Origin of the sequence: Actinoplanes sp. NPDC051411, assembly GCF_040682075.1 — a bacterium.
In the GTDB taxonomy this organism is placed as follows: domain Bacteria; phylum Actinomycetota; class Actinomycetes; order Mycobacteriales; family Micromonosporaceae; genus Actinoplanes.
The window spans coordinates 17,041-35,226 of the sequence record NZ_JBFBAD010000102.1; the positions used below are offsets into that span (position 1 = coordinate 17,041).

General features: G+C 70.5%; 18 protein-coding genes. 7 read left to right on the forward strand and 11 right to left on the reverse strand.

Annotated elements, in window-relative coordinates:
* Positions 1-90: 90 nt before the first annotated feature.
* A complete protein-coding gene (locus AB0M88_RS39070; RefSeq protein ID WP_364110889.1) occupies positions 91-1,323 on the reverse strand; it encodes a family 16 glycosylhydrolase in 1,233 nt (410 codons plus the stop codon).
* Positions 1,324-1,577: 254 nt separating this feature from the next.
* Between AB0M88_RS39070 and AB0M88_RS39075 the strand changes: the two genes are divergently transcribed.
* A complete protein-coding gene (locus tag AB0M88_RS39075) occupies positions 1,578-2,342 on the forward strand; it encodes an oxidoreductase (protein WP_364110890.1) in 765 nt (254 codons plus the stop codon).
* Positions 2,343-2,399: 57 nt separating this feature from the next.
* Positions 2,400-2,870 carry a MarR family transcriptional regulator gene (locus AB0M88_RS39080; RefSeq protein ID WP_364110891.1) on the forward strand — a complete coding sequence of 157 codons (471 nt, stop codon included), beginning with the start codon at positions 2,400-2,402 and terminating at the stop codon, positions 2,868-2,870.
* Between the two features lie 4 nt (positions 2,871-2,874).
* On the opposite strand, the gene AB0M88_RS39085 is transcribed toward AB0M88_RS39080, so the two are convergent.
* Positions 2,875-3,678, reverse strand: a complete 804-nt coding sequence (locus tag AB0M88_RS39085; protein ID WP_364110892.1) for an SAM-dependent methyltransferase — start codon at positions 3,676-3,678, stop codon at positions 2,875-2,877.
* Positions 3,679-3,770: 92 nt separating this feature from the next.
* On the opposite strand from AB0M88_RS39085, the gene AB0M88_RS39090 reads away from it, so the two are divergent.
* Entirely contained in the window at positions 3,771-4,439 is a 669-nt protein-coding gene (locus tag AB0M88_RS39090) for a hypothetical protein (protein WP_364110893.1), read from the forward strand.
* Here the strand turns inward: AB0M88_RS39090 and AB0M88_RS39095 are convergent.
* Both AB0M88_RS39095 and AB0M88_RS39100 read right to left on the reverse strand, forming a co-directional pair.
* Positions 4,412-5,422 (reverse strand): GDP-mannose 4,6-dehydratase, encoded by a 1,011-nt coding sequence (locus tag AB0M88_RS39095; RefSeq protein ID WP_364110894.1) that lies wholly within the window; start codon positions 5,420-5,422, stop codon positions 4,412-4,414. The two genes, AB0M88_RS39090 and AB0M88_RS39095, sit on opposite strands and share 28 nt — an antisense overlap.
* A 41-nt stretch (positions 5,423-5,463) precedes the next feature.
* A complete protein-coding gene (locus AB0M88_RS39100) occupies positions 5,464-5,952 on the reverse strand; it encodes a hypothetical protein (protein ID WP_364110895.1) in 489 nt (162 codons plus the stop codon).
* Positions 5,953-6,239: 287 nt separating this feature from the next.
* Here AB0M88_RS39100 and AB0M88_RS39105 point away from each other — a divergent pair, with 287 nt between their 5' ends.
* Positions 6,240-6,599 (forward strand): YciI family protein, encoded by a 360-nt coding sequence (locus AB0M88_RS39105; protein WP_364110906.1) that lies wholly within the window; start codon positions 6,240-6,242, stop codon positions 6,597-6,599.
* A gap of 28 nt (positions 6,600-6,627) precedes the next feature.
* Entirely contained in the window at positions 6,628-7,869 is a 1,242-nt protein-coding gene (locus tag AB0M88_RS39110; RefSeq protein ID WP_364110896.1) for a sigma-70 family RNA polymerase sigma factor, read from the forward strand.
* Here AB0M88_RS39110 and AB0M88_RS39115 read toward each other — a convergent pair.
* A complete protein-coding gene (locus AB0M88_RS39115) occupies positions 7,851-8,924 on the reverse strand; it encodes a cation diffusion facilitator family transporter (protein WP_364110897.1) in 1,074 nt (357 codons plus the stop codon). The two genes, AB0M88_RS39110 and AB0M88_RS39115, sit on opposite strands and share 19 nt — an antisense overlap.
* A gap of 161 nt (positions 8,925-9,085) precedes the next feature.
* Here AB0M88_RS39115 and AB0M88_RS39120 point away from each other — a divergent pair, with 161 nt between their 5' ends.
* Positions 9,086-9,265, forward strand: coding sequence for a hypothetical protein (locus tag AB0M88_RS39120; RefSeq protein WP_364110898.1), 180 nt, complete (start codon positions 9,086-9,088; stop codon positions 9,263-9,265).
* A 132-nt stretch (positions 9,266-9,397) separates the two neighbouring features.
* On the opposite strand, the gene AB0M88_RS39125 is transcribed toward AB0M88_RS39120, so the two are convergent.
* Positions 9,398-10,591 carry a sodium:calcium antiporter gene (locus AB0M88_RS39125; RefSeq protein ID WP_364110899.1) on the reverse strand — a complete coding sequence of 398 codons (1,194 nt, stop codon included), beginning with the start codon at positions 10,589-10,591 and terminating at the stop codon, positions 9,398-9,400.
* 61 nt (positions 10,592-10,652) lie between these two features.
* On the opposite strand from AB0M88_RS39125, the gene AB0M88_RS39130 reads away from it, so the two are divergent.
* Complete coding sequence (locus tag AB0M88_RS39130) at positions 10,653-11,609, forward strand: NAD-dependent epimerase/dehydratase family protein (RefSeq protein ID WP_364110900.1); 957 nt, start codon at positions 10,653-10,655, stop codon at positions 11,607-11,609.
* 54 nt (positions 11,610-11,663) lie between these two features.
* Here the strand turns inward: AB0M88_RS39130 and AB0M88_RS39135 are convergent, their stop codons facing one another.
* From AB0M88_RS39135 to AB0M88_RS39155, 5 genes are read right to left on the reverse strand one after another with little or no spacing between them, the layout of a single operon-like run.
* Positions 11,664-12,962, reverse strand: a complete 1,299-nt coding sequence (locus tag AB0M88_RS39135; RefSeq protein ID WP_364110901.1) for a 6-phospho-beta-glucosidase — start codon at positions 12,960-12,962, stop codon at positions 11,664-11,666.
* The gene (locus AB0M88_RS39140) at positions 12,959-14,023 is read right to left on the reverse strand and encodes a PfkB family carbohydrate kinase (RefSeq protein WP_364110902.1); all 1,065 of its coding nucleotides are present in this window, start codon (positions 14,021-14,023) and stop codon (positions 12,959-12,961) included. Before AB0M88_RS39140 ends, AB0M88_RS39135 begins: the two co-directional genes overlap by 4 nt.
* The gene (yicI, locus tag AB0M88_RS39145; protein WP_364110903.1) at positions 14,020-16,245 is read right to left on the reverse strand and encodes an alpha-xylosidase; all 2,226 of its coding nucleotides are present in this window, start codon (positions 16,243-16,245) and stop codon (positions 14,020-14,022) included. Before yicI ends, AB0M88_RS39140 begins: the two co-directional genes overlap by 4 nt.
* A gap of 9 nt (positions 16,246-16,254) precedes the next feature.
* The gene (locus tag AB0M88_RS39150) at positions 16,255-17,142 is read right to left on the reverse strand and encodes a carbohydrate ABC transporter permease (protein WP_364110904.1); all 888 of its coding nucleotides are present in this window, start codon (positions 17,140-17,142) and stop codon (positions 16,255-16,257) included.
* Positions 17,139-18,029: a sugar ABC transporter permease gene (locus AB0M88_RS39155; protein ID WP_364110905.1), complete on the reverse strand. Its 891-nt coding sequence runs from the start codon at positions 18,027-18,029 to the stop codon at positions 17,139-17,141. The genes AB0M88_RS39150 and AB0M88_RS39155 overlap by 4 nt, the downstream gene beginning before the upstream one ends.
* Positions 18,030-18,186 lie beyond the last annotated feature (157 nt).

An 18,186-nucleotide genomic window follows, 5' to 3' on the forward strand; every position in this document is an offset into this window, starting at 1 on the left:
CCCCTCACGGCAGTCGGCGCCTTGCGCGGGCCCCCGGCGTACGGAAAACGCCGGCAGCGAGGCTGCCGGCGTTCCCCATCGGTCGGTGGATCAGGCTCGCGTCCACTTCTGGTTGGGTGTTCCGGCGCAGTCCCAGAGCTGCAGCTGGGCGCCGTTGGCGGTGTTGTTGTCCTTGACGTCGACGCACCGGTTGGCCGACACGTTCACCAGGTCGCCCGCGCCCGACAGGGTGAAGCGCTGGACCGGGTTGCCGTTGCAGGTGACCAGCTGGATCGGGGTGCCGTTGGTGAGGGCGCCGCCGGCCGGGTCCATGCACTTGCCGAGGGCCCGCAGCGTGCCGTCGCCGTTGGCCGCCCACTGCTGCGCGGCGGAGCCGTTGCAGTCGTACGTCTGCAGCCGGGCCCCGTCGACCGGGTTGGCGCCCGGGATGTCGATGCAGCGGCCGCTCAGGTTGGACCTGAGCGCGTTGCCGCCGCTCGGCGGCGGAGTGGTGGCCGACGTGCTGACGTGCACGTAGTCGACCAGCATCTTGCTCTCGGCGGGCAGGCCGGCCGGGTTGCCCTGGCCGAAGTTGCCGCCGACCGCCAGGTTGAGGATGACGAAGAACGGGTGGTCGTAGACCCAGCTCACGTTGCCCTTGGCCGCCTGCAGCGACTGCGGCGTGGCCCGGAAGTACTCCTGGCCGTCCACGGTCCAGACGATCAGGCCGGGCGACCAGTCCACCGCGTAGTTGTGGAACGCCTGGTACCACGGCGAGCCGGCCAGCAGCTGGCCGCCGAACGAGTTGCCGCCGGAGTAGCCGGGGCCGTGCAGCGTGCCGAACAGCCGGTTGGGGTCGCGGCCGACGACCTCCATGATGTCGATCTCGCCGTCGGTCGGCCAGTTGCCGCCGCCGAGCATCCAGAAGGCGGGCCACAGGCCGGAGCCGTTGGGGACCTGGATGCGGGCCTCGACGTGGCCGTACTGCTGGGTGAACTTGCCGGCGGTCTGGATCCGGCCCGAGGTGAACTGGCAGGTGCCGTTCCAGCAGTCGTTGTGGCCGCCGCTGCCCTTGCGGGCCGTGATGACCAGGTGGCCCTGGCCGTCCATGGCGACGTTGCTCGTGCCGCTGGTGTAGTACTCCAGCTCCTGGTTGCCGAAGCCGCTGCCGCCGGTGTCGAAGTTCCATTTCGAGGTGTCGACGCCGCTGCCGGCCGCGCCGTTGAAGTCTTCGTTCCAGACGACGGCCGCCTGGGCCGTGTCGCTTCGGGAGACGACGGTCAGACCGGCGCTCAGGGCCACCACGACGGCGGCCGCCGCGATGAGAAATCGGGACTTACGCATGGGGGATTCCTCCGGGGAGAGGGTTAATGCGTAACAGTCTTAAAAATAGACGGCCATCAGTCAAGCCCAGATTCGGACTTATCACACAAATTCCAATAACTTTCGCCGCCGGCGAGGCCAGCGAGGGCCGCGGCAGCGCCATGACGCGCGCCTCGTCGGCCCGCGGATCGTTGACATGCTGACCCCCGCCAGTATCTACTGAGCCCCGTCAGCAAATCGGCGCGCTGTTTGCGCAGCTAGAGAGCGGTGCCTCCATGTACCAACCAACGATTTCCCTTCCCGACGAGTTCACCGGACGGCGGGCGCTGGTCACCGGCGGCTCACGGGGAATGGGTGCGGCGATCGCCCAGCGGCTGCTGGACGGCGGCGCCGCGGTGGTGACCAGCGCGCGTTCGGCGTCCGACACGACCCCGAAGAGCTCGAGGTTCGTCGCGGGCGACCTGCGGACCGAGGCCGGTGCGCGGGAGATGGTCGAGCAGGCGGTACGGACGCTGGGCGGCCTCGACATCCTGGTCCACGCGGCCGGCGCCTCCCGGGTGTTCATGGGCGGCCCGGCCACGATCCCCGACGACGAGTGGCAGGACTCGCTCGACATCAACTTCCTGTCGGCCGTACGGACCGTCGGCGCCGCGCTGCCGGCCCTGCGGGAGTCGGGCGCCGGGGCGGCGATCGTCACCATCACGACCGGCGTCGCCAAGGCCCCGCAGGCCCCGGTGCTGCACTACGCGGCGGCCAAAGCGGCGCTGGCGACCTACAGCAGGGGCATGGCCAAGGTGCTCGCCCCGGCCGGCATCCGGATCAACAACCTGACCCCGGGCCCGGTCGACACCCCCGGCGGCATCGAGGTTCTGCAGACCATCGCCGACGCGATGGGCGCGCCGCTGGCCGACCTGGCGAAGAACGTGCCGCTCGGTCGCTTCGGCGACGCCCGCGACATCGCCGAGGCGGCGGCGTTCCTGGTCTCGGCCCGCTCGCAGTGGATCACCGGCGCCGATATCGACATCAACGGTGGTCAATGAGGCGCCTTTCCGGCGCCCGCATTCGGTACGCGGCGATGGCGCCGTAGAATTCAGCTCATGGCGCGGCGTGCGAACTGGTCCCGGACCGGCGAGCTGGCGGCCGCGTTCTCCGAGCTCGGGCCGACGTGGGGTCGCTGGATCACGGCCTGCACGCCGGCCGCCTCGGTCAGCTACAGCCGGATGCGGCTGCTGCGGGTGCTCGAGCAGCAGGGCGACTGCACCATGACGCAGCTGGCCTCGTCCATGAACGTGGCTCAGCGGCGGATCACCTCGCTGGTCCTGGCCCTGATCGAGGACGGCTCCGTCGAGCGGCGGCCCAACCCCGACGACGGGCGCAGTTCGGTGGTCAGCCTGACCCCGCAGGGCCGCGAGCACCTTCAGCTGACCTGGAAGCAGTTCCAGGCCGACATCGCCGAGGGGTTCGCCGACCTGACCGAGGAGCAGCAGCGGCAGCTCCTGGAGATCACGCCGATCCTCACCGAGGCGCTCCGCCGCCGCACCACCGCCCGCTCCGCGGCCGGGGAATAGTGCTTTACGGCTTACGGCCGACCGCGCCCCAGTTGTTGATCTCCTTGTCGGCCCGCGGCGTCGCGTCCGGCCGGGGCCGCCACTTGTGCACCTGCACGACGCCCGGCTCGGCCAGCTCGAGGCCGGCGAACAGGTCGCGGAACTCGGCCTCGGTGCGCGGCCAGATGTCCGACTTGCCGGCCCGGAACATCTCCCAGTACTGGGCCGCCACCTCCGGGTCGAGCGTGTCGAAGGTGGCGTGCGACAGCACCAGGTAGCTGCCCGAGGGCATGGCATCGAGCAGGGTACGCACGATCGGGCCGGCCACGTCGTCGCCCGGAACGAACGGCAGAATCGACACCAGGACCAGCCCGACCGGCCGCGTGAGGTCGACCGTCTCGCGCAGCACCGGGTCGTTCAGGATCTTCTCCGGCTCGCGCAGGTCGGCGTCGAGATAGGCGGTGCGGCCCTCGGGCGTGCTGGTCAGCAACGCCCGGGCGTGCACCAGCACGAGCGGGTCGTTGTCGACGTAGACGATGCGCGACTCGGGGGCGATCCGCTGCGCGACCTCGTGGGTGTTGTCGGCGGTCGGCAGCCCGGTGCCGATGTCGACGAACTGCCGGATGCCCTGCTCGGCCAGGAAGCCGACGGCACGCTGCAGGAACGCCCGATTCTCCATCGCCGCGATCTTGATCGCGGGGTTGAGCCGGGCCAGCTCGTCACCCGACTCGCGGTCGGCCTGGAAGTTGTCCTTGCCGCCGAGCAGATAGTTGTATCGGCGGGCCGGGTGGGCCGTGGACGTGTCGATCACCGGTTTGTTCTGGTCCACGACTCGCTGCCTCCTGGTCGACGGGGTTTCCACTGTAGGGGCCCGCGCTTCCCGGGCGAGGGCGGGCCGGCACGCCCGGAGCGTACGGTGCGATGGTGCTCGCGCAGCCGGCCCAGTCTCTGACCGACCTCCTCCTGGGGCTCGTGGTCCTCGTCCTCGCCGTGCAGTTGCGCCGCACCCCCACGGTCCCCCGCTACTGGCTGCCACCGTTCTGGTGGTCCGGCGTCGCGGCGGTCGCGGGAGCGTTCCACCACGCCGTGATGGTGCGGTGGGCCCGGCCGGCCGAGATCAGCTGGGCGGTCATCAGCGTCCTCGTCGTGGTGGCGGTGTCCTACCTGCTCGCCGCCACCGTGCGGGAGGTGCTGGGCCCCGGCCGGGCGCGGGTGTTCTGGCTGCTGCGCTCGGTCGGGCTCGCCGCGTACCTCGGCGCGGCGGTCAGCGGCCACGCCGGCGTGACCGCCATGCTCACCTGCGAGAGCCTCACCATGCTCAGCGTGCTCGGACTGTGGTTCCACGCCGCCCGGCAGCACCACCCGCTGGCCCGGCCGGTCCTGGCCGCCGTCCTGGCCAGTGGCGCCGCCGCGATAACGAAGGTGGTCCCGGCCGGGATCACCGGCCGCGTCGGCCTCGACCCCACCTCGGCGTACCACCTGGCGCAGATCGTCGGCATGGCCCTGCTCTACCGGGCGGTCAGCCGCCGGGCAGACACCGAGCCGGCCGAGGCGCGCCCCGGTCAAGCGCTTCGGCCGCCGCGCCCCTGACCGTCCTCCGCGACCGACCGCGTCGCGGCCTCGACCATGTGCGTGACGAGGTCAGGGAGGCTTGTGCGCGCGCGCCAGCCCAGATCGCGGGCGGCCTTGGAACTGTCGCCGACCAGCGCGGCCGGCTCCTCGGGCCGAAAGTATTCCGGATCCGAAACGACATGGTCCTGCCATTCCAGGCCCACGGCCTTGAACGCCGTCTCACAAAATTGGGCGACACTGTGCCCGACACCTGTCGCGATTACATAGTCTTCGGGCTCCGGCCGCTGAAGCATCGACCACATGGCCTCGACGTATTCGGGCGCATAGCCCCAGTCCCGGATGGCGCCGAGATTACCCAGGCCGAGTTTGGTGCCGGGCCGCCCTTTTGCTTTCGCCACGAACTGCGCCACCTTCTGCGTCACGAAGTTGGCGCCACGCCGCTCGCTCTCATGATTGAACAGGATGCCGTTGCAGACGTGCAGATCGTACGCGTTACGGTAGTTGACCCCGGCCCAGTAGGCATATTCCTTCGAGTAACCGTACGGACTGCAGGGACTGAACGGCGTGTCTTCGCTCTGCGGGCCGGAGCTTCGGCCGAATATCTCCGAGGAACTGGCGTTGTAGAAGCGGGCGTTCGGCGCGGCGAGTCGTGCCGCTTCCAGCATTCGCAGGGTCCCCAGCGCATTGATGTCGGTCGTGACCTCCGGAATGTCGAAGGAAACTCCCACATCGGTCTGCGCCGCCAAGTGATAAATTTCGGCCGGCCGGATCGCCTCGATTAACGACCGCAGCCGTGACGCGTCGGCCATATCGCCCGCGTGCAGGTGGATCTCGGCCCCGCCGACGGACGCCACTTCCTTGGCTCGCGCCAGGCGCCCCTGATTGAAAGTCGAGGTTCGGCGCACCATCCCGTGAACTGCGTAGCCCTTCGACAGGAGCAGCTCCGCGAGATAGGAGCCGTCCTGGCCGGTGATTCCTGTGATGAGGGCGGTTCGGCTCAAGGAAGCTCCACTGGTGAAGAATTCAGCCGGAGAACTGGCGGTCAGGGCTTAAAAACATTCGTGAAGGTCAAGATGACCACGACTACGGCCACGGTCGCGAACAATGATAGCAAACCGAGCCAGATCGGATAGGACTTCAGCTTTTCCAGGCCTTTGGCGTCTCTGGCGTGCGTTCGCTGACTGGGCCTGCCATGAGGCAGGGAGCCATAAATTCTGTCGATCTCGAGTTTTCGCTCGATTTCGCTGCACGTTATGGAGTCGGAAGTCTCCTGGAAACGGTGCTTGACCATGAGCTGAATCGAGGCCAGCGCGCTAAGCAGCGCCAGCCCGGCCGCTATCCGGCGCGACCAGACCGGAGTTCCCCCGCTCAGCGCGACGGTGAAAAGAAAAGCCTGGGCGGTAAGGCTGAGGACCGGAGCCTGCCAGAAGAGGGCGTCATAGGCGGTCCGGCGCGCCGCGATGACCGAATAGACGGACAGAAGAACGTCCTTGTCGCCGGAGCCCTGAACATCACTGTTTTCCGTTGCCATTCCCGACTCCTCAGCGGCCACACGAGGCCGCCATCGTCTCCCATCAATTAGCCGGGGACAACCACCCGTTTGGATGATCCAAGGCGACGGAATGCGACGAGACCGACGTGACAACACACGAGCGTATCGCCGGGACGGCGCACCCTTCCGGCGATACGCTGACCGCCGTGAACGGCCTCGCGGCGAAAAACTTCCGGGGCCGTGTCGATCTGCGGGCCGCTCGTTCGACGTGAGGGTGCGCGGGCCGGGAGGCGGCCCCGCCGGACGAGGAGAACGCGTTGAAGTACATGCTGATCATGCGGGGCACCGACGAGTCGAACGCGGCCATGATGGCCGACATCGACGAGATGATGGCCACCACCCGTCAGTTCATCGAAGACCTGTTCAAGGCCGGCGTCTACGTCGCCGCCGAGGGGCTGGACGATCCGCGCCAGGGCGTCGTGGTCGACTTCAGCGGCGAGGCGCCGGTGGTCACGGACGGGCCGTACGGGGAGACCAAGGAGCTGTTCGGGGGCTTCTTCCTGCTCGACGTCGCCTCGCGGGAGGAGGCGGTCGAGTGGGCCAAGCGGGTGCCGGCCGCCCGCGGCTCCAAGATCGAGGTCCGCCGGGTGCCCGGAAGCGACGAGGCCCCGCCGGCCGGCGAGTGACCGGGCCCGAGAGCAACGGCCGGGTCTGATGGGCACGCCCGATGTCGAAGCCGTCTGGCGGATCGAGTCGGCGCGGATCGTCGCCGCGCTGACCCGGTTCACCGGCGATTTCGCGCTGGCCGAGGACGCGGCCCAGGAGGCGGTGGCCGAGGCGCTGGTGGCGTGGCCGCTCGACGCTCCAGCCAATCCGGCCGGCTGGCTGATGGCCACCGCCCGGCGGCGGGCGATCGACGCGATCCGCCGCCGGACCGCCCTGAACGACCGGTATGCCCTGCTGGCGGCCGGCGAGGCGGCCGGACCGGCGGTCGACGAGGAGGCCGACCCCGATCGGATCGACGACGACATCCTGGCGCTGATGTTCGTCAGCTGCCACCCGGTGCTCTCCCCCGAGTCCCGGGTGGCGCTGACCCTGCGCGTGGTCGCCGGCCTGTCCAGCGAGGAGATCGCCCGCGCGTTCCTGGTGCCCGTGCCGACCGTGCGGGCCCGCATCACCCGGGGCAAGAAGACGATCGCGGCGACCGGGGTGCCGTTCGGGCTGCCGCCGGCCGGCGAGCGGCGGGAGCGGCTGGGCGGCGTGCTCAGCGTTCTCTACGTGATCTTCAACGAGGGGTCGACGGCCACCTCGGGCGACCGGCTGCTGCGCCCGGACGTGGCGTACGAGGCGATCCGGCTGGCCCGCACCCTGGCCGCGCTGCAGCCGGACGAGCCGGAGGTGCACGGCCTGCTCGCGCTGTGCGAGCTGACGGCCGCGCGCTTCCCGGCCCGGACCGGCCCGGACGGTTCGCCGGTCCTGCTCGAGGACCAGGACCGGCGGCGGTGGGACTACTCGGCGATTCACCGTGGGCTGGCCGCGCTGGCCCGGGCGTCGGTTCGCGGCCTCGGCCCGTACGGCCTGCAGGCCGCGATCGCGGCCGCCCACGCGGCGGCGCCGTCGGTCGAGGCGACCGACTGGGACCGGATCGTGGTGCTCTACGAGGCGCTCGCCCGGGTCGCGCCCTCGCCGGTGGTCGAGCTCAACCGGGCCGTCGCGGTGGCCATGGCCGCGGGCCCGGAGCAGGCCCTGGCCATCGTGGACGAGCTGATCGCCGGGGGCCGGCTCCCCGGTTCGCATCTGGTCCCGACCGTACGCGGCGAGCTGCTGGCCCGCCTCGGACGGCGCCCGGAGGCGCGCGCCGAGCTGGAGCGGGCCGCCCGGCTGTGCACCAACCAGCGGGAACGCTCGGTCCTGGTGCGCAAAGCGAAGACCCTGGGCTACGGCCCGGAGCGGTAGGAGACGCCATGCGGCTCGGCGCAGTGGTCGTCCGGATCGGCCGGCACCGACCCGAAGTGGTCGACCTGCAGGGTGCTGTGGCTGATGCGGTAGGTCGAGCGCAGCAGCTGCTCGATCCGCCGCCGCACCGCGTGGCAGTCGCCGCCCGCCACGACCAGCACGTGGGCCGACAGCGCCGGCTGCCCCGAGGTGATCTGCCAGACGTGCAGGTCGTGCACCTCGACCACGTCGTCGACCGCGGCCACCCGCGCGCCGAGCTCGGTCGGTTCGAGTCCGGACGGTGCCGCCTCGAGGAAGATCTTCCCGGACTCGCGGACCAGCCCCAGCCCGGCCTTCGTCATCAGCACCACGACGACCAGGGTGGCGATCGGGTCGGCCCGCGTGAACCCGGTCACGAGAATGACGGCGCCGGCCAGGGCGGTGGCGATGAACGCGTACAGGTCATTGAGAATGTGCCGGAAGGCACCCTCGATGTTGAGGCTCGCCCGGTTGGCCCGGCTCATCGCCCAGGCCGCGACGATGTTGATCACGATGCCGGTCAGCGCGGTGATCAGCACCAGCGGCCCGACCACGGCAGGCGGGTCGATCAGCCGCCGGATCGCCTCGACCCCGAGCCACACCGCCAGGATCAGCATGGTCAGCCCGTTGGCTTGCGCGGAGAGAATCTCCGCGCGCTTGAGCCCGTACGTGTAACCACCGCGCGGCGGCCTCGCGGCCAGTCGCATGGCGATCAGGGCGAGGACGATGGCCCCGGCGTCGGTGAGCATGTGGGCGGCGTCCGAGAGCAGGGCGAGCGACCGGGCGATCAGGCCGACGACGACCTCACCGAGCATGAACAGCGAGATCAGCGTGAGCGCGAGGCTCAGCCACCGCCGATCGGCATCCGCCGACACGCCGTGGTCGTGCCCCGCGTGCCCGCCCGCGCCGTGCGATTCCGGGCCGTGCGATTCCGGGCCGTGCGATTCCGGGCCGTGCGATTCCGGGCCGTGCGATTCCGGGCCGTGCGCTTCCGGGCCGTGGTCGTGCTCGTGGCCGATGTCGTGTGCCGTCGGCATGCTCGGCCCCCTCCCTCCGACCTCGCCCAACATATGCAGTCATTGCAATAGGTGCAAGCTCACCGTGCCTCGCACCCTTCCCAGGGTGCCCCACCGCGCGCCACAGCGAGGCACGGCCTGTCTCATTTCGAGACACCTGCCCGGCGGCGATCGTGCGTACCGTGACTGATGAGGTGGGTGCGATGGTCGCGTTGATGCTGGCTGTGCTGGCCCCGCTGGCGCTGCTCGCGCTGGCCACCGGGGCCATCCGGGTGCGTGGCGGCTACGACCGCTGCCCGACCCACTCCCGCCCGACGGCCGCGTACCGCACCACCGCGAGCTCGCCCGCCGACCGGCCGTAACCGACCGGCCGCCGGCCGCATCCGGGAGCCGGCCGTGAAACGCCAGGCCGCCGGTCGCATCCGGGAACCGGCCGTGAACCGCCAGGCCGCCGGCCGCATTCGGGAACCGGCCGTGAACCGCCAGGCCGCCGCCTACTGCACGACCGCCAGCCCCACCGCGAACAGGCCGTAGAACACGGCCGCCACGATCAGCCGCCCGGCGGTCGCGCGGCCGGTGCGGAAGAGCACGAGCAGGTAGATCACCGAGAGCAGCGTCGCGACGCCGGCCAGCACGAGCGGGGCGTCGAAGTGCCACGGCGTGCCCAGCAGCCCGATACCGGACGGCACCGTCGCCTGGATCATCATCGCTCCGGAGATGTTGGCCAGCGCCAGCGGCGTCTTGCCCTGCCGCACCCAGATGATCGCGTTCATGACCTCGGGCAGTTCGGTGGCGACCGGGGACAGCAACAGGGCGACCACGACCGGAGACAGGCCCATCGCCGGGCCGGCCCATTCCAGTTGGCGGACGAACAGCTGCGACGCCAGGAAGATCACGACCAGCGTGGCCACCGTCTGGGCCACCACCGCGGACGTCGAGGGGCTCGGCCGGCGCGGCTGCAGCTTCAGCGGCTCCAGGTCCCCGTCGGCCGCGTGCTCGCCGCTGCCGCCGGTCTCGCGCCAGAAGTAGACCGCGTAGGCGGCGAAGAACAGCAGCCCGAGCCACGGCTTGACCGCGAACGCGACCAGGCCGAGCCCGACCTTCACCACGAAGATCGCGAGGAACCACGTCTGGTCCCGGGCCAGCCGCCGCATGTTCGTGCCATCGAGAAGAGCGGGCGGTGGCTCGGCTCCGGCGATTCCGCCGGCCGGCACCGGTACGCGGGTGCGACCGCGCGACAACAGCATCACGCCGGTCACCGCGTACGCGATCGTCCCGACCACCAGCGGACCGCCCAGTGCGGCCCCGACCCCGATGTCGTCGCCGCTGTGCTTGCCGCCGAAGATCACCGCCACCAGCGTGACCACGCTCTCCGGCAGCGCGGTGCCGGCCGCCGCCAGGATCGTGCCGACCGCCAGCGGGCCGACCTTGAGCCGGGCGCCGAGCCATTCGACGGCGTTGACGAACCACTCGCAGGCCAGGTAGATGACCACCGCGCAGCCGAGCAGCAAGACGATGTGAATCACGAGGTGCCGTGTCCTTCCGCGCGCCGCGGAGGGACGGCCACCGTTCTCGGGATAGCCCTCGACCCGCGGCGCGGACGTCGAGTCCGAACCGTTCGAGTCGAAGGTCTCGCCCACCCGCGCGGAGCGGGCCCGGGCGCCGGGAACTCCGGGGAGTTCCAGCATGTCGACGCACCGGTGGGGGGCTACTCCCCTTCAACGGCCCAAGCATACATAGAGTTGGGGCATGCAGCGCGTGGTGGTGACGGGAGCAACCGGGCACATCGGCACCTACCTGGTGCCGCGGCTGGTCCGGGCGGGCTATGAGGTCGTCGCGATGACCCGGGGCGAGCGGCAGCCCTATCACGACAGCCCGGAGTGGCGGTCGGTGCGACGGGTGACCGCCGACCGGGAGGCCGACGACGCCGCCGAGCGCATAGCCGCGGAGAAGCCGGATGTGGTCGTCGACCTGATCTCCTTCACCCCCGAGTCCACCCGGCGCCTGGTCGACGAGCTGCGCAAGACCCGGCCGCTCCTCGTGCACTGCGGCACGATCTGGGTGCACGGCCGGGCGGCCCGGGTGCCGCTCACCGAGGACGAGCCGCGCACGGCGTACGGCGAGTACGGCACCGGCAAGGCCGCGATCGAGGAGCTGCTGCACCTCGAGACGCGGGCCGGTGGCGTGCCGAGCGTGGTGCTGCACCCCGGGCACATCAGCGGGCCGGGCTGGCGGCCGGTCAACCCGCAGGGCAACCTCGACGTCGACGTGTGGCGGAGGCTGGCCACCGGCGAGCCGGTCGCGCTGCCGGCGCTCGGGCTGGGCGTGCTCGGCCACGTGCACGCCGACGACGTGGCGCAGGCGTTCGAGCGGGCGGTGTCCCGGCCGGCGGCGATCGGGTCGAGTTTCCACGTGGTGGCCGAGCAGGCGATGACGTGCCGCGGGCTGGCCGAGGGCGCGGCCCGCTGGTTCGGCCGCGAGGCCGTGCTCGACCTGGTCGACTGGCCCGAGTTCGAGCGCCGCACCGGCCCGGCCCAGGCCGCCACGACCCGCGACCACATCGAGCGCGGCATCACCGCGAGCATCGACCGCGCCCGCGAGGTGCTGGGCTACCGGCCCCGTTTCTCCTCACTCGAGACGCTGCACGAGGCGGTCCGCTGGCTGGCCGCGCACGGCCAGGTCGACGTCGGCGGCCAGGAGTTCTGACCGGCGCCGCCCGCTCCACGGCGAGCGGGCGAGGGCGGCGGCTCCCGGCCGGCCCTATCGCAGGTAGGCGAGCTCGGGGAATTCGGACCGGTAGGCGTCGATCAGCGCGCGGGCCAGCGGCACCGAGTCGACCAGTGGGTGCGACGCCATCGCCCGCACGGCCACCGCGCGGGATCCGTTCGCGGCCGCCGACAGGACGGCCCGTTCGGTCGCCTTGACCCGCCGCACCAGCGCGACCCCGTGCCCCGGCACCGACACCCCGGTCACCGGCACCGGGCCGTCCGACGTCACGGTGCACGGCACCTCGACGACCGCGTCCGCGTCCACGATGTCGAGGGCGCCCCGGTTGCGCACGTTGAGGATCAGCGACGCCGGCACGTCCGAGGCCAGCGCCCGCATCAGTTCCAGGGCGACCTGCTCGTAACCTCCGCCGCCCGCCGAAGCGTCGCGGTCGAGCCCTTCGAGGGACATGTAGGTGGCGTCCCGCTCGCGCAGCGCCGCCGTCCACGCCGCGAGCGGATCACCGGAACCGATGGCGTCGTAGCACGCCGTCTGCTGGCGCAGCAGGAATTCGCCCCGGGTTTCGGCGGCCGCCTGCTCGGCGCGTACGGAAGAAGCGGTGTCGTAGTAATAGTGCAGGTATTCGTTCGGGACGGCCCGGAGCGCGCGTAAGCGCGCCGGGCCGAACAGCCGGCCCTCCTCGAACGACCGGAGGGTGTCGTCGGACGCGTCGAACAGCGACGGCAGCACATCGACGCCGCCGGAGGTCACCGACGACAGCCAGCCGAGGTGGTTGAGCCCGGCGTAGCCCAGGGAGTAGGACGAGGTCAGGCCCAGCGCCCGCGCGACCCGGCGGCCGAGCGCGGACGGCGAGTCGCAGATGCCGATCACCCGGTCGCCCAGGTGGGCCGCCATCGCCTCGGTGACGAGCCCGGCCGGGTTGGTGAAGTTGATGACCCAGGCCGACGGCGCGACCAGCGCGATGCGCCGGGCGATCGCGTCGGCGACGGGAACGGTGCGCAGACCGTACGAGACGCCGCCCGCCCCGGTCGTCTCCTGGCCGAGCACGCCGAGGCCGATCGCCACCTTCTCGTCGATGACCCGCCCCGGCAGTCCGTGCACGCGGATGGCGCTGAACACGAAGTCGGCCCCGGTCAGCGCCTCGGTCAGGTCGGTGGTCGCGGAGAGGGCCGGGCCGTGACCCTGCGCCTCGATCACCCGGGAGATGGCCGCGAGGCGCCCCGCGTCGACGTCGTGCAGAACCAGCGACGTGATCGGGGACGACGGGTCGAGCAGCGCCGAGTGGACCAGCGGCACCCGGAAGCCGCCGCCGCCGAGGATGACGAGTTTCACCGCTGATCCCCCGCGTCGGAGAGCCGGGCAATGGTGGCCGTGGCGCGCCGCACCGACCGTTGTTCCCCCTGCGGGATCACGTCGTCGAGGAACCCGTAGCGGGCGGCGAGAAGAGCCTCGGAGGAGTCGGCGTGATGCCGGGTGGCCGACAAACGGGCCGACCGCCACCAGTCGGCGATGTCGCCCCACCCGGGCGCCGACAACGACCCTCCGAAATGCTGCACCGACAGCGCCGCGATCAGGTTGGCGAAGGCGAGCCGCTGGTCGAGGGGCCAGCCGCGCAGGGTGCCGAGCACGAATCCGGCCGTGAACACGTCGCCGGCGCCGGTCGGGTCGAGCGCCTCCAGGCGTACGCCCGGAGCGACCACCGACTCACCGGTCGTCGCGTCGACCGCGAGTGCCCCGTCGCTGCCCTGCGTCACGACGACCACCGGGACCAGACCGGAAAGCCGGCGCACCGCCTCGGCCGGGCTGGCGGCCCGGGTGTACTGCATGGCCTCGACCGCGTTGGGCAGGAAGGCGTGGCAGTCGGACAGCACCTCGAGCGCCTCGACCGGCCATTGCGCCGTGTCGTCCCAGCCGACGTCGGCGAAGACGAGGGTGCCGTTCGCCCGCGCCTGCGCGACCCAGGGCAGCGGCCCTTTGCTGAGGCTCACCGAGGCGGCCCGCGCGGACGGCAGGGAACCCACGAGGCCGTGCGGACCGACCGGCAGCGGGTGACCGTGCGTGATCATGCTGCGGTCACGCTGGTAGGCCAGCGAGACGGTCACCGGCGAATGGCCCTCGGCCAGCCGCCGGGAGGACGACAGGTCGATGCCCTCCTGGTCGCGGAGGATGTGCGCGCAGAAGTCCCCGTAGGCGTCGGTCGCGAGCGCGGTGCCCAGCCCGGTGCGCAGGCCGAGCCGGGCCGAGGCGACCGCCAGGTTGGCGATGCCGCCGGGGCAGGAGCCCATGCCGGGCGCCCAGACCTCGGCGCCCGGCGACGGCAGTTCACGCAGACCGGTGAAGATGATGTCGAGGTAGACGACACCGGGGACGAACAGGTCCAGTGCCGGGTTCATTCACCGATCTTAGTCGTCCACACGTCCTGATCAGCGGATAGATCAGCCGACGGCCCGCCGACGATCTCGACCCGCCAGGGCAGTGCGGCGCCCCGCCTCTCGACCCGGTCGGGCGTGACGGTGAACGTGGTGTCCCCGACGACGACGGTCACGGCTTCGGTGACGTCATGCAGACGCAGGGTGATCCCGTCCCGGTAGTCGTAGTCCGGGCGATCGGTCCGGTTACCGAGCGCAATGACCGCCCCCGGCCGCACCAGCAGCGGCACGCTGTCGAAGCCGTGGTTCTCCCGCACCCAGGCCGGCCCCTCGATCACCTCGGTGGTGCCGAACCGGGTCCAGCGCCCGGCCGGCACGTAGTAGTCGACGTCGCCGCCCGCGCTCATCACCGGCGCCACCAGCAGGTCGTCGCCGAGCATGTACTGCCGGTCGAGATAGGTCACGGCCGGGTCGCCGGGGAACCCGACGACCATCGGCCGCATCACCGGGATTCCCTCGCGCCGGGTGCGGCGTGCGGCTTCGAAGAGGTACGGCATGAGCCGGTACTTGAGGTGCGTGAAGTGCCGCAGCACGTCCACCGACTCCTCGTCGAACTGCCACGGCACCCGGTACGACTGGTTGCCGTGCAGCCGGCTGTGCGAGCTGAGCAGCCCGAACGCCACCCACCGCTTGAACACCGCCGGGTCCGGCCGCCCCTCGAAGCCGCCGATGTCGTGGCTCCAGAACCCGAAGCCGGACGACAGCAGCGACAGCCCGCCGCGCAGGCTCTCGGCCATCGACTCGAAGGTGGCCGAGTTGTCGCCGCCCCAGTGCACCGGGAACTGCTGGCCGCCGACCGTGGCCGAGCGCGCGAACAGCACCGCCTCGCCCTCGCCGTGGGCCTCCTCGAGCACGTCGAAGACGACCTTGTTGTAGAGCTGGGTGTAGTAGTTGTGCATCCGCTGCGGGTCGGAGCCGTCGTGCCAGACCACGTCGGTCGGGATGCGCTCGCCGAAGTCCGACTTGAACGCGTCGACACCCATGTCGGTCAACGCCTTGAGCTTGCCCGCATACCAGTCCCGGGCGGCCGGGTTGGTGAAGTCGACCAGGCCCATCCCGGCCTGCCACTTGTCCCACTGCCAGACGTCACCGTTCGCCCTCTTGACCAGAAAGCCCTTCGCCGCGCCCTCGGCGAACATCGCCGAGCGCTGGGCGATGTACGGGTTGATCCACAGGCAGACCTTCAGCCCCCGGTCGTGCAGCCGCTTGATCATGCCCGGCGGGTCGGGGAAGATCCGCGAGTCCCACTCGAAGTCGCACCAGTGGAACTCGCGCATCCAGAACGTGTCGAAGTGGAAGACGCTCAGCGGCAGGTCACGCTCGGCCATCCCGTCGACGAACTTGTTGACCGTCTCCTCGTCGTACGGGGTGGTGAACGACGTGGTCAGCCAGAGGCCGAACGACCAGGCCGGGGGCAGCGCCGCCCGGCCGGTCAGCGCGGTGTACTTCCGCAGCACCTCGGCCGGGGTCGGGCCGTAGATGACCAGGTAGGACATGGTCTGCCCGGGCACGCTGAACTGGGTCCGGGTGACCATCTCGCTGGCCACCTCGAACGAGACCCGGCCCGGGTGGTCGACCAGCACGCCGTACCCGCGGTTGGTCAGATAGAACGGGACGTTCTTGTACGCCTGCTCGCTGCTGGTGCCGCCGTCCTCGTTCCAGATGTCGATGCTCTGGCCGTTCTTGACGAACGGGCCGAAGTGCTCGCCCAGCCCGTAGACCGCCTCGCCGACGCCGAGGTCGAGCTGCTCGTGCACGTAGTGCTCGCCGCCGGCCGTGTCGACGATGCCCATGCCCTTCCAGCCCGAGCCGGTGATGCGCCGCCCCTCGGCCAGGAAGTCGAGCCCCCAGTTGTCGCTCGTGTTGAACCGCGCGGTCAGCCGGCCCGAGGTGAGCTCGGCCGGTCCGACGCTCACGTCTCCGGGCTCGCTTTTCACCGTGAAGTTCGGCGAGCGCGGCACACCACCCAGGAAGTGCCCGACGGTCACCCGGATGACGTCCGGCATCGGCGCCTCGAGCCGGATCGTGATGATCGGCGCGTTCAGGGTGTCGCTGCGCGTCGCCACCGGCCTGGTCGTGGCGTACCCGGTCAGCGACGTCGCGTCGGCCTCGGTGTCGTGCAGCTGCGCGGGATGCAGCACCGCGAACCCGTCGCGCTTGTGCCAGTAGCCGTCGGTGAACTTCATGAGCGTCCTTTACTTGATGGCGCCGGCGGCGATGCCGCGGGTGAGCGTGCGCTGGAAGATCACGAAGAAGAGCATCGCCGGGAGGATGCCGATCAGCGCCGAGGCGCTGGTCGTGGTGGCGTCCATCAGGCGGTCGCCCTGCAGGACACCGAGCGCCACCGGGACGGTCTGCTTGTCGTTCGAGATCAGGAAGACCAGCGGCAGGAGGAACTCGTTCCACGTCCAGATGAAGAAGAACGTGAACAGCACGCCGAGGGTCGGGCGGCTGACCGGCACGACGACCCGCCACAGGATGCGCCATTTGCCGGCGCCGTCGATGCTGGCCGCCTCGAGCAGTTCGGTCGGGAACTCCGAGTACACCGATGTCAGCAGATAGGTGCCGAACGCGCTCTGGATGACCGTGAAGATGATGATGATCGAGAGCAGGTTGTCGTAGAGGCCGAGCTGCTTGGAGAAGTAGTACAGCGGATAGATCAGGGCTTCCTGCGGAAGCAGATTCGCGACCAGGAAGAAGACCAGGAAATAGACCCGGCCGCGGACCCGGCCGATGCCGAGGGCGTACGCGTTGAGAATGCTCAGAAGCACGCCGAGCACCGCCACGGCGAGACTGGAGATGAAGCTGTTGAAGAGCTTCTCGCCGAAGTCGACGCGGGTCCAGAAGTCGGCGATGCCCTTGAAGTACAGGTGGTGAGGCAGCGCGAGCGGGCCGTTCCCGGCGTAGTCGGCGGGGCTCTTGACCGCGTTGATGACGACCACGAGAAGCGGCGCGACGATCAGGAGCAGCAGCACGAGCAGTCCGATGAGGACGGCGTACCGGGCCGGATTGCGCCGCTTGGCGGCGGTCCTTATCGCCGGTTCTTCGTCTCTGATCTTCGGTTGCGCGGTGAGCGTCGTCATCGGGATTGCCTTTCCGCCCGGTTCTGCAGGCGCAGGAAGACGAACGCCAGCACGATGATCAGCACGGTGAGCACGGTCGAGATCGCCGAGCCGTAGCCGACCTGCGCCTTCTCGAAGTAGTTCTTGTAGGCGAAGTAGGACGGCACGATCGTCGCGTTGCTCGGGCCGCCCCGGGTGAGCACGAAGATCTGCGCGAACACCTTGAGCGCGGCGATCGTGGTCGTGATCAGCACGACGTAGAACTCGGGCCGGATCATGTAGATCGTGATCTTGCGGAAGCGCTGCCACCAGGTCGCGCCGTCCAGGTCGGCCGCCTCGTAGAGCGAGGGGTCGACCCGCTGCAGCCCCGACATGAACATCACGATCGGGTAGCCGAGCTGGATCCAGATCAGCACCGCCATGACCGTGAACAGCGCGTACTTCGGGTTGCCGAGCCAGTCGACGGCCAGGCTGTGCAGGCCGACCGCATTGAGGATCTTGTTGAGCGCGCCGTAGTCCGGGTGCAGGATCCAGCCCCAGATGATGCCGGTGACCGCGAGCGGGATGACCTGCGGCAGGTAGAACCCGGACCGGAAGAAGCTGGCCCACCGGTCGCTGAAGCGCTTGCCCACGTAGTCGAACAGCACCGCCGCCAGCACCAGGCCGAGCAGCGTCGGGATCACCGCCATCGCGACGACCATCAGGATGATGTGGCCGAACGAGCTCCAGAACAGCTCGTCGTGGAACAGCCGGGTGTAGTTCTGAAAGCCGATCCAGGTCGGCGAGCCGACGCCGGTCCACCGGGTGAAGCTGGTCCCGATCGTCATCACGAGCGGCACAATGATCACCAGGGTCGAGGCGATGATCCCCGGTATCAGGTAGATCGCGTACCCCCGTCGCCGGTTCATGCGTTCCCCTCTCGTTGTGGGGGGGGGGGGGGGCCCCCCCCCCCCCCCCGCGGGGGGGGGGGGGGGGGGGGGGGGTGCGGGGGGCCGGCCCGGGGGAGGGGCAGGGGGGCGCCCCACACCCCGGGGGGCGGGGGGGCGCGGGGGGGGGGAGTGGGCA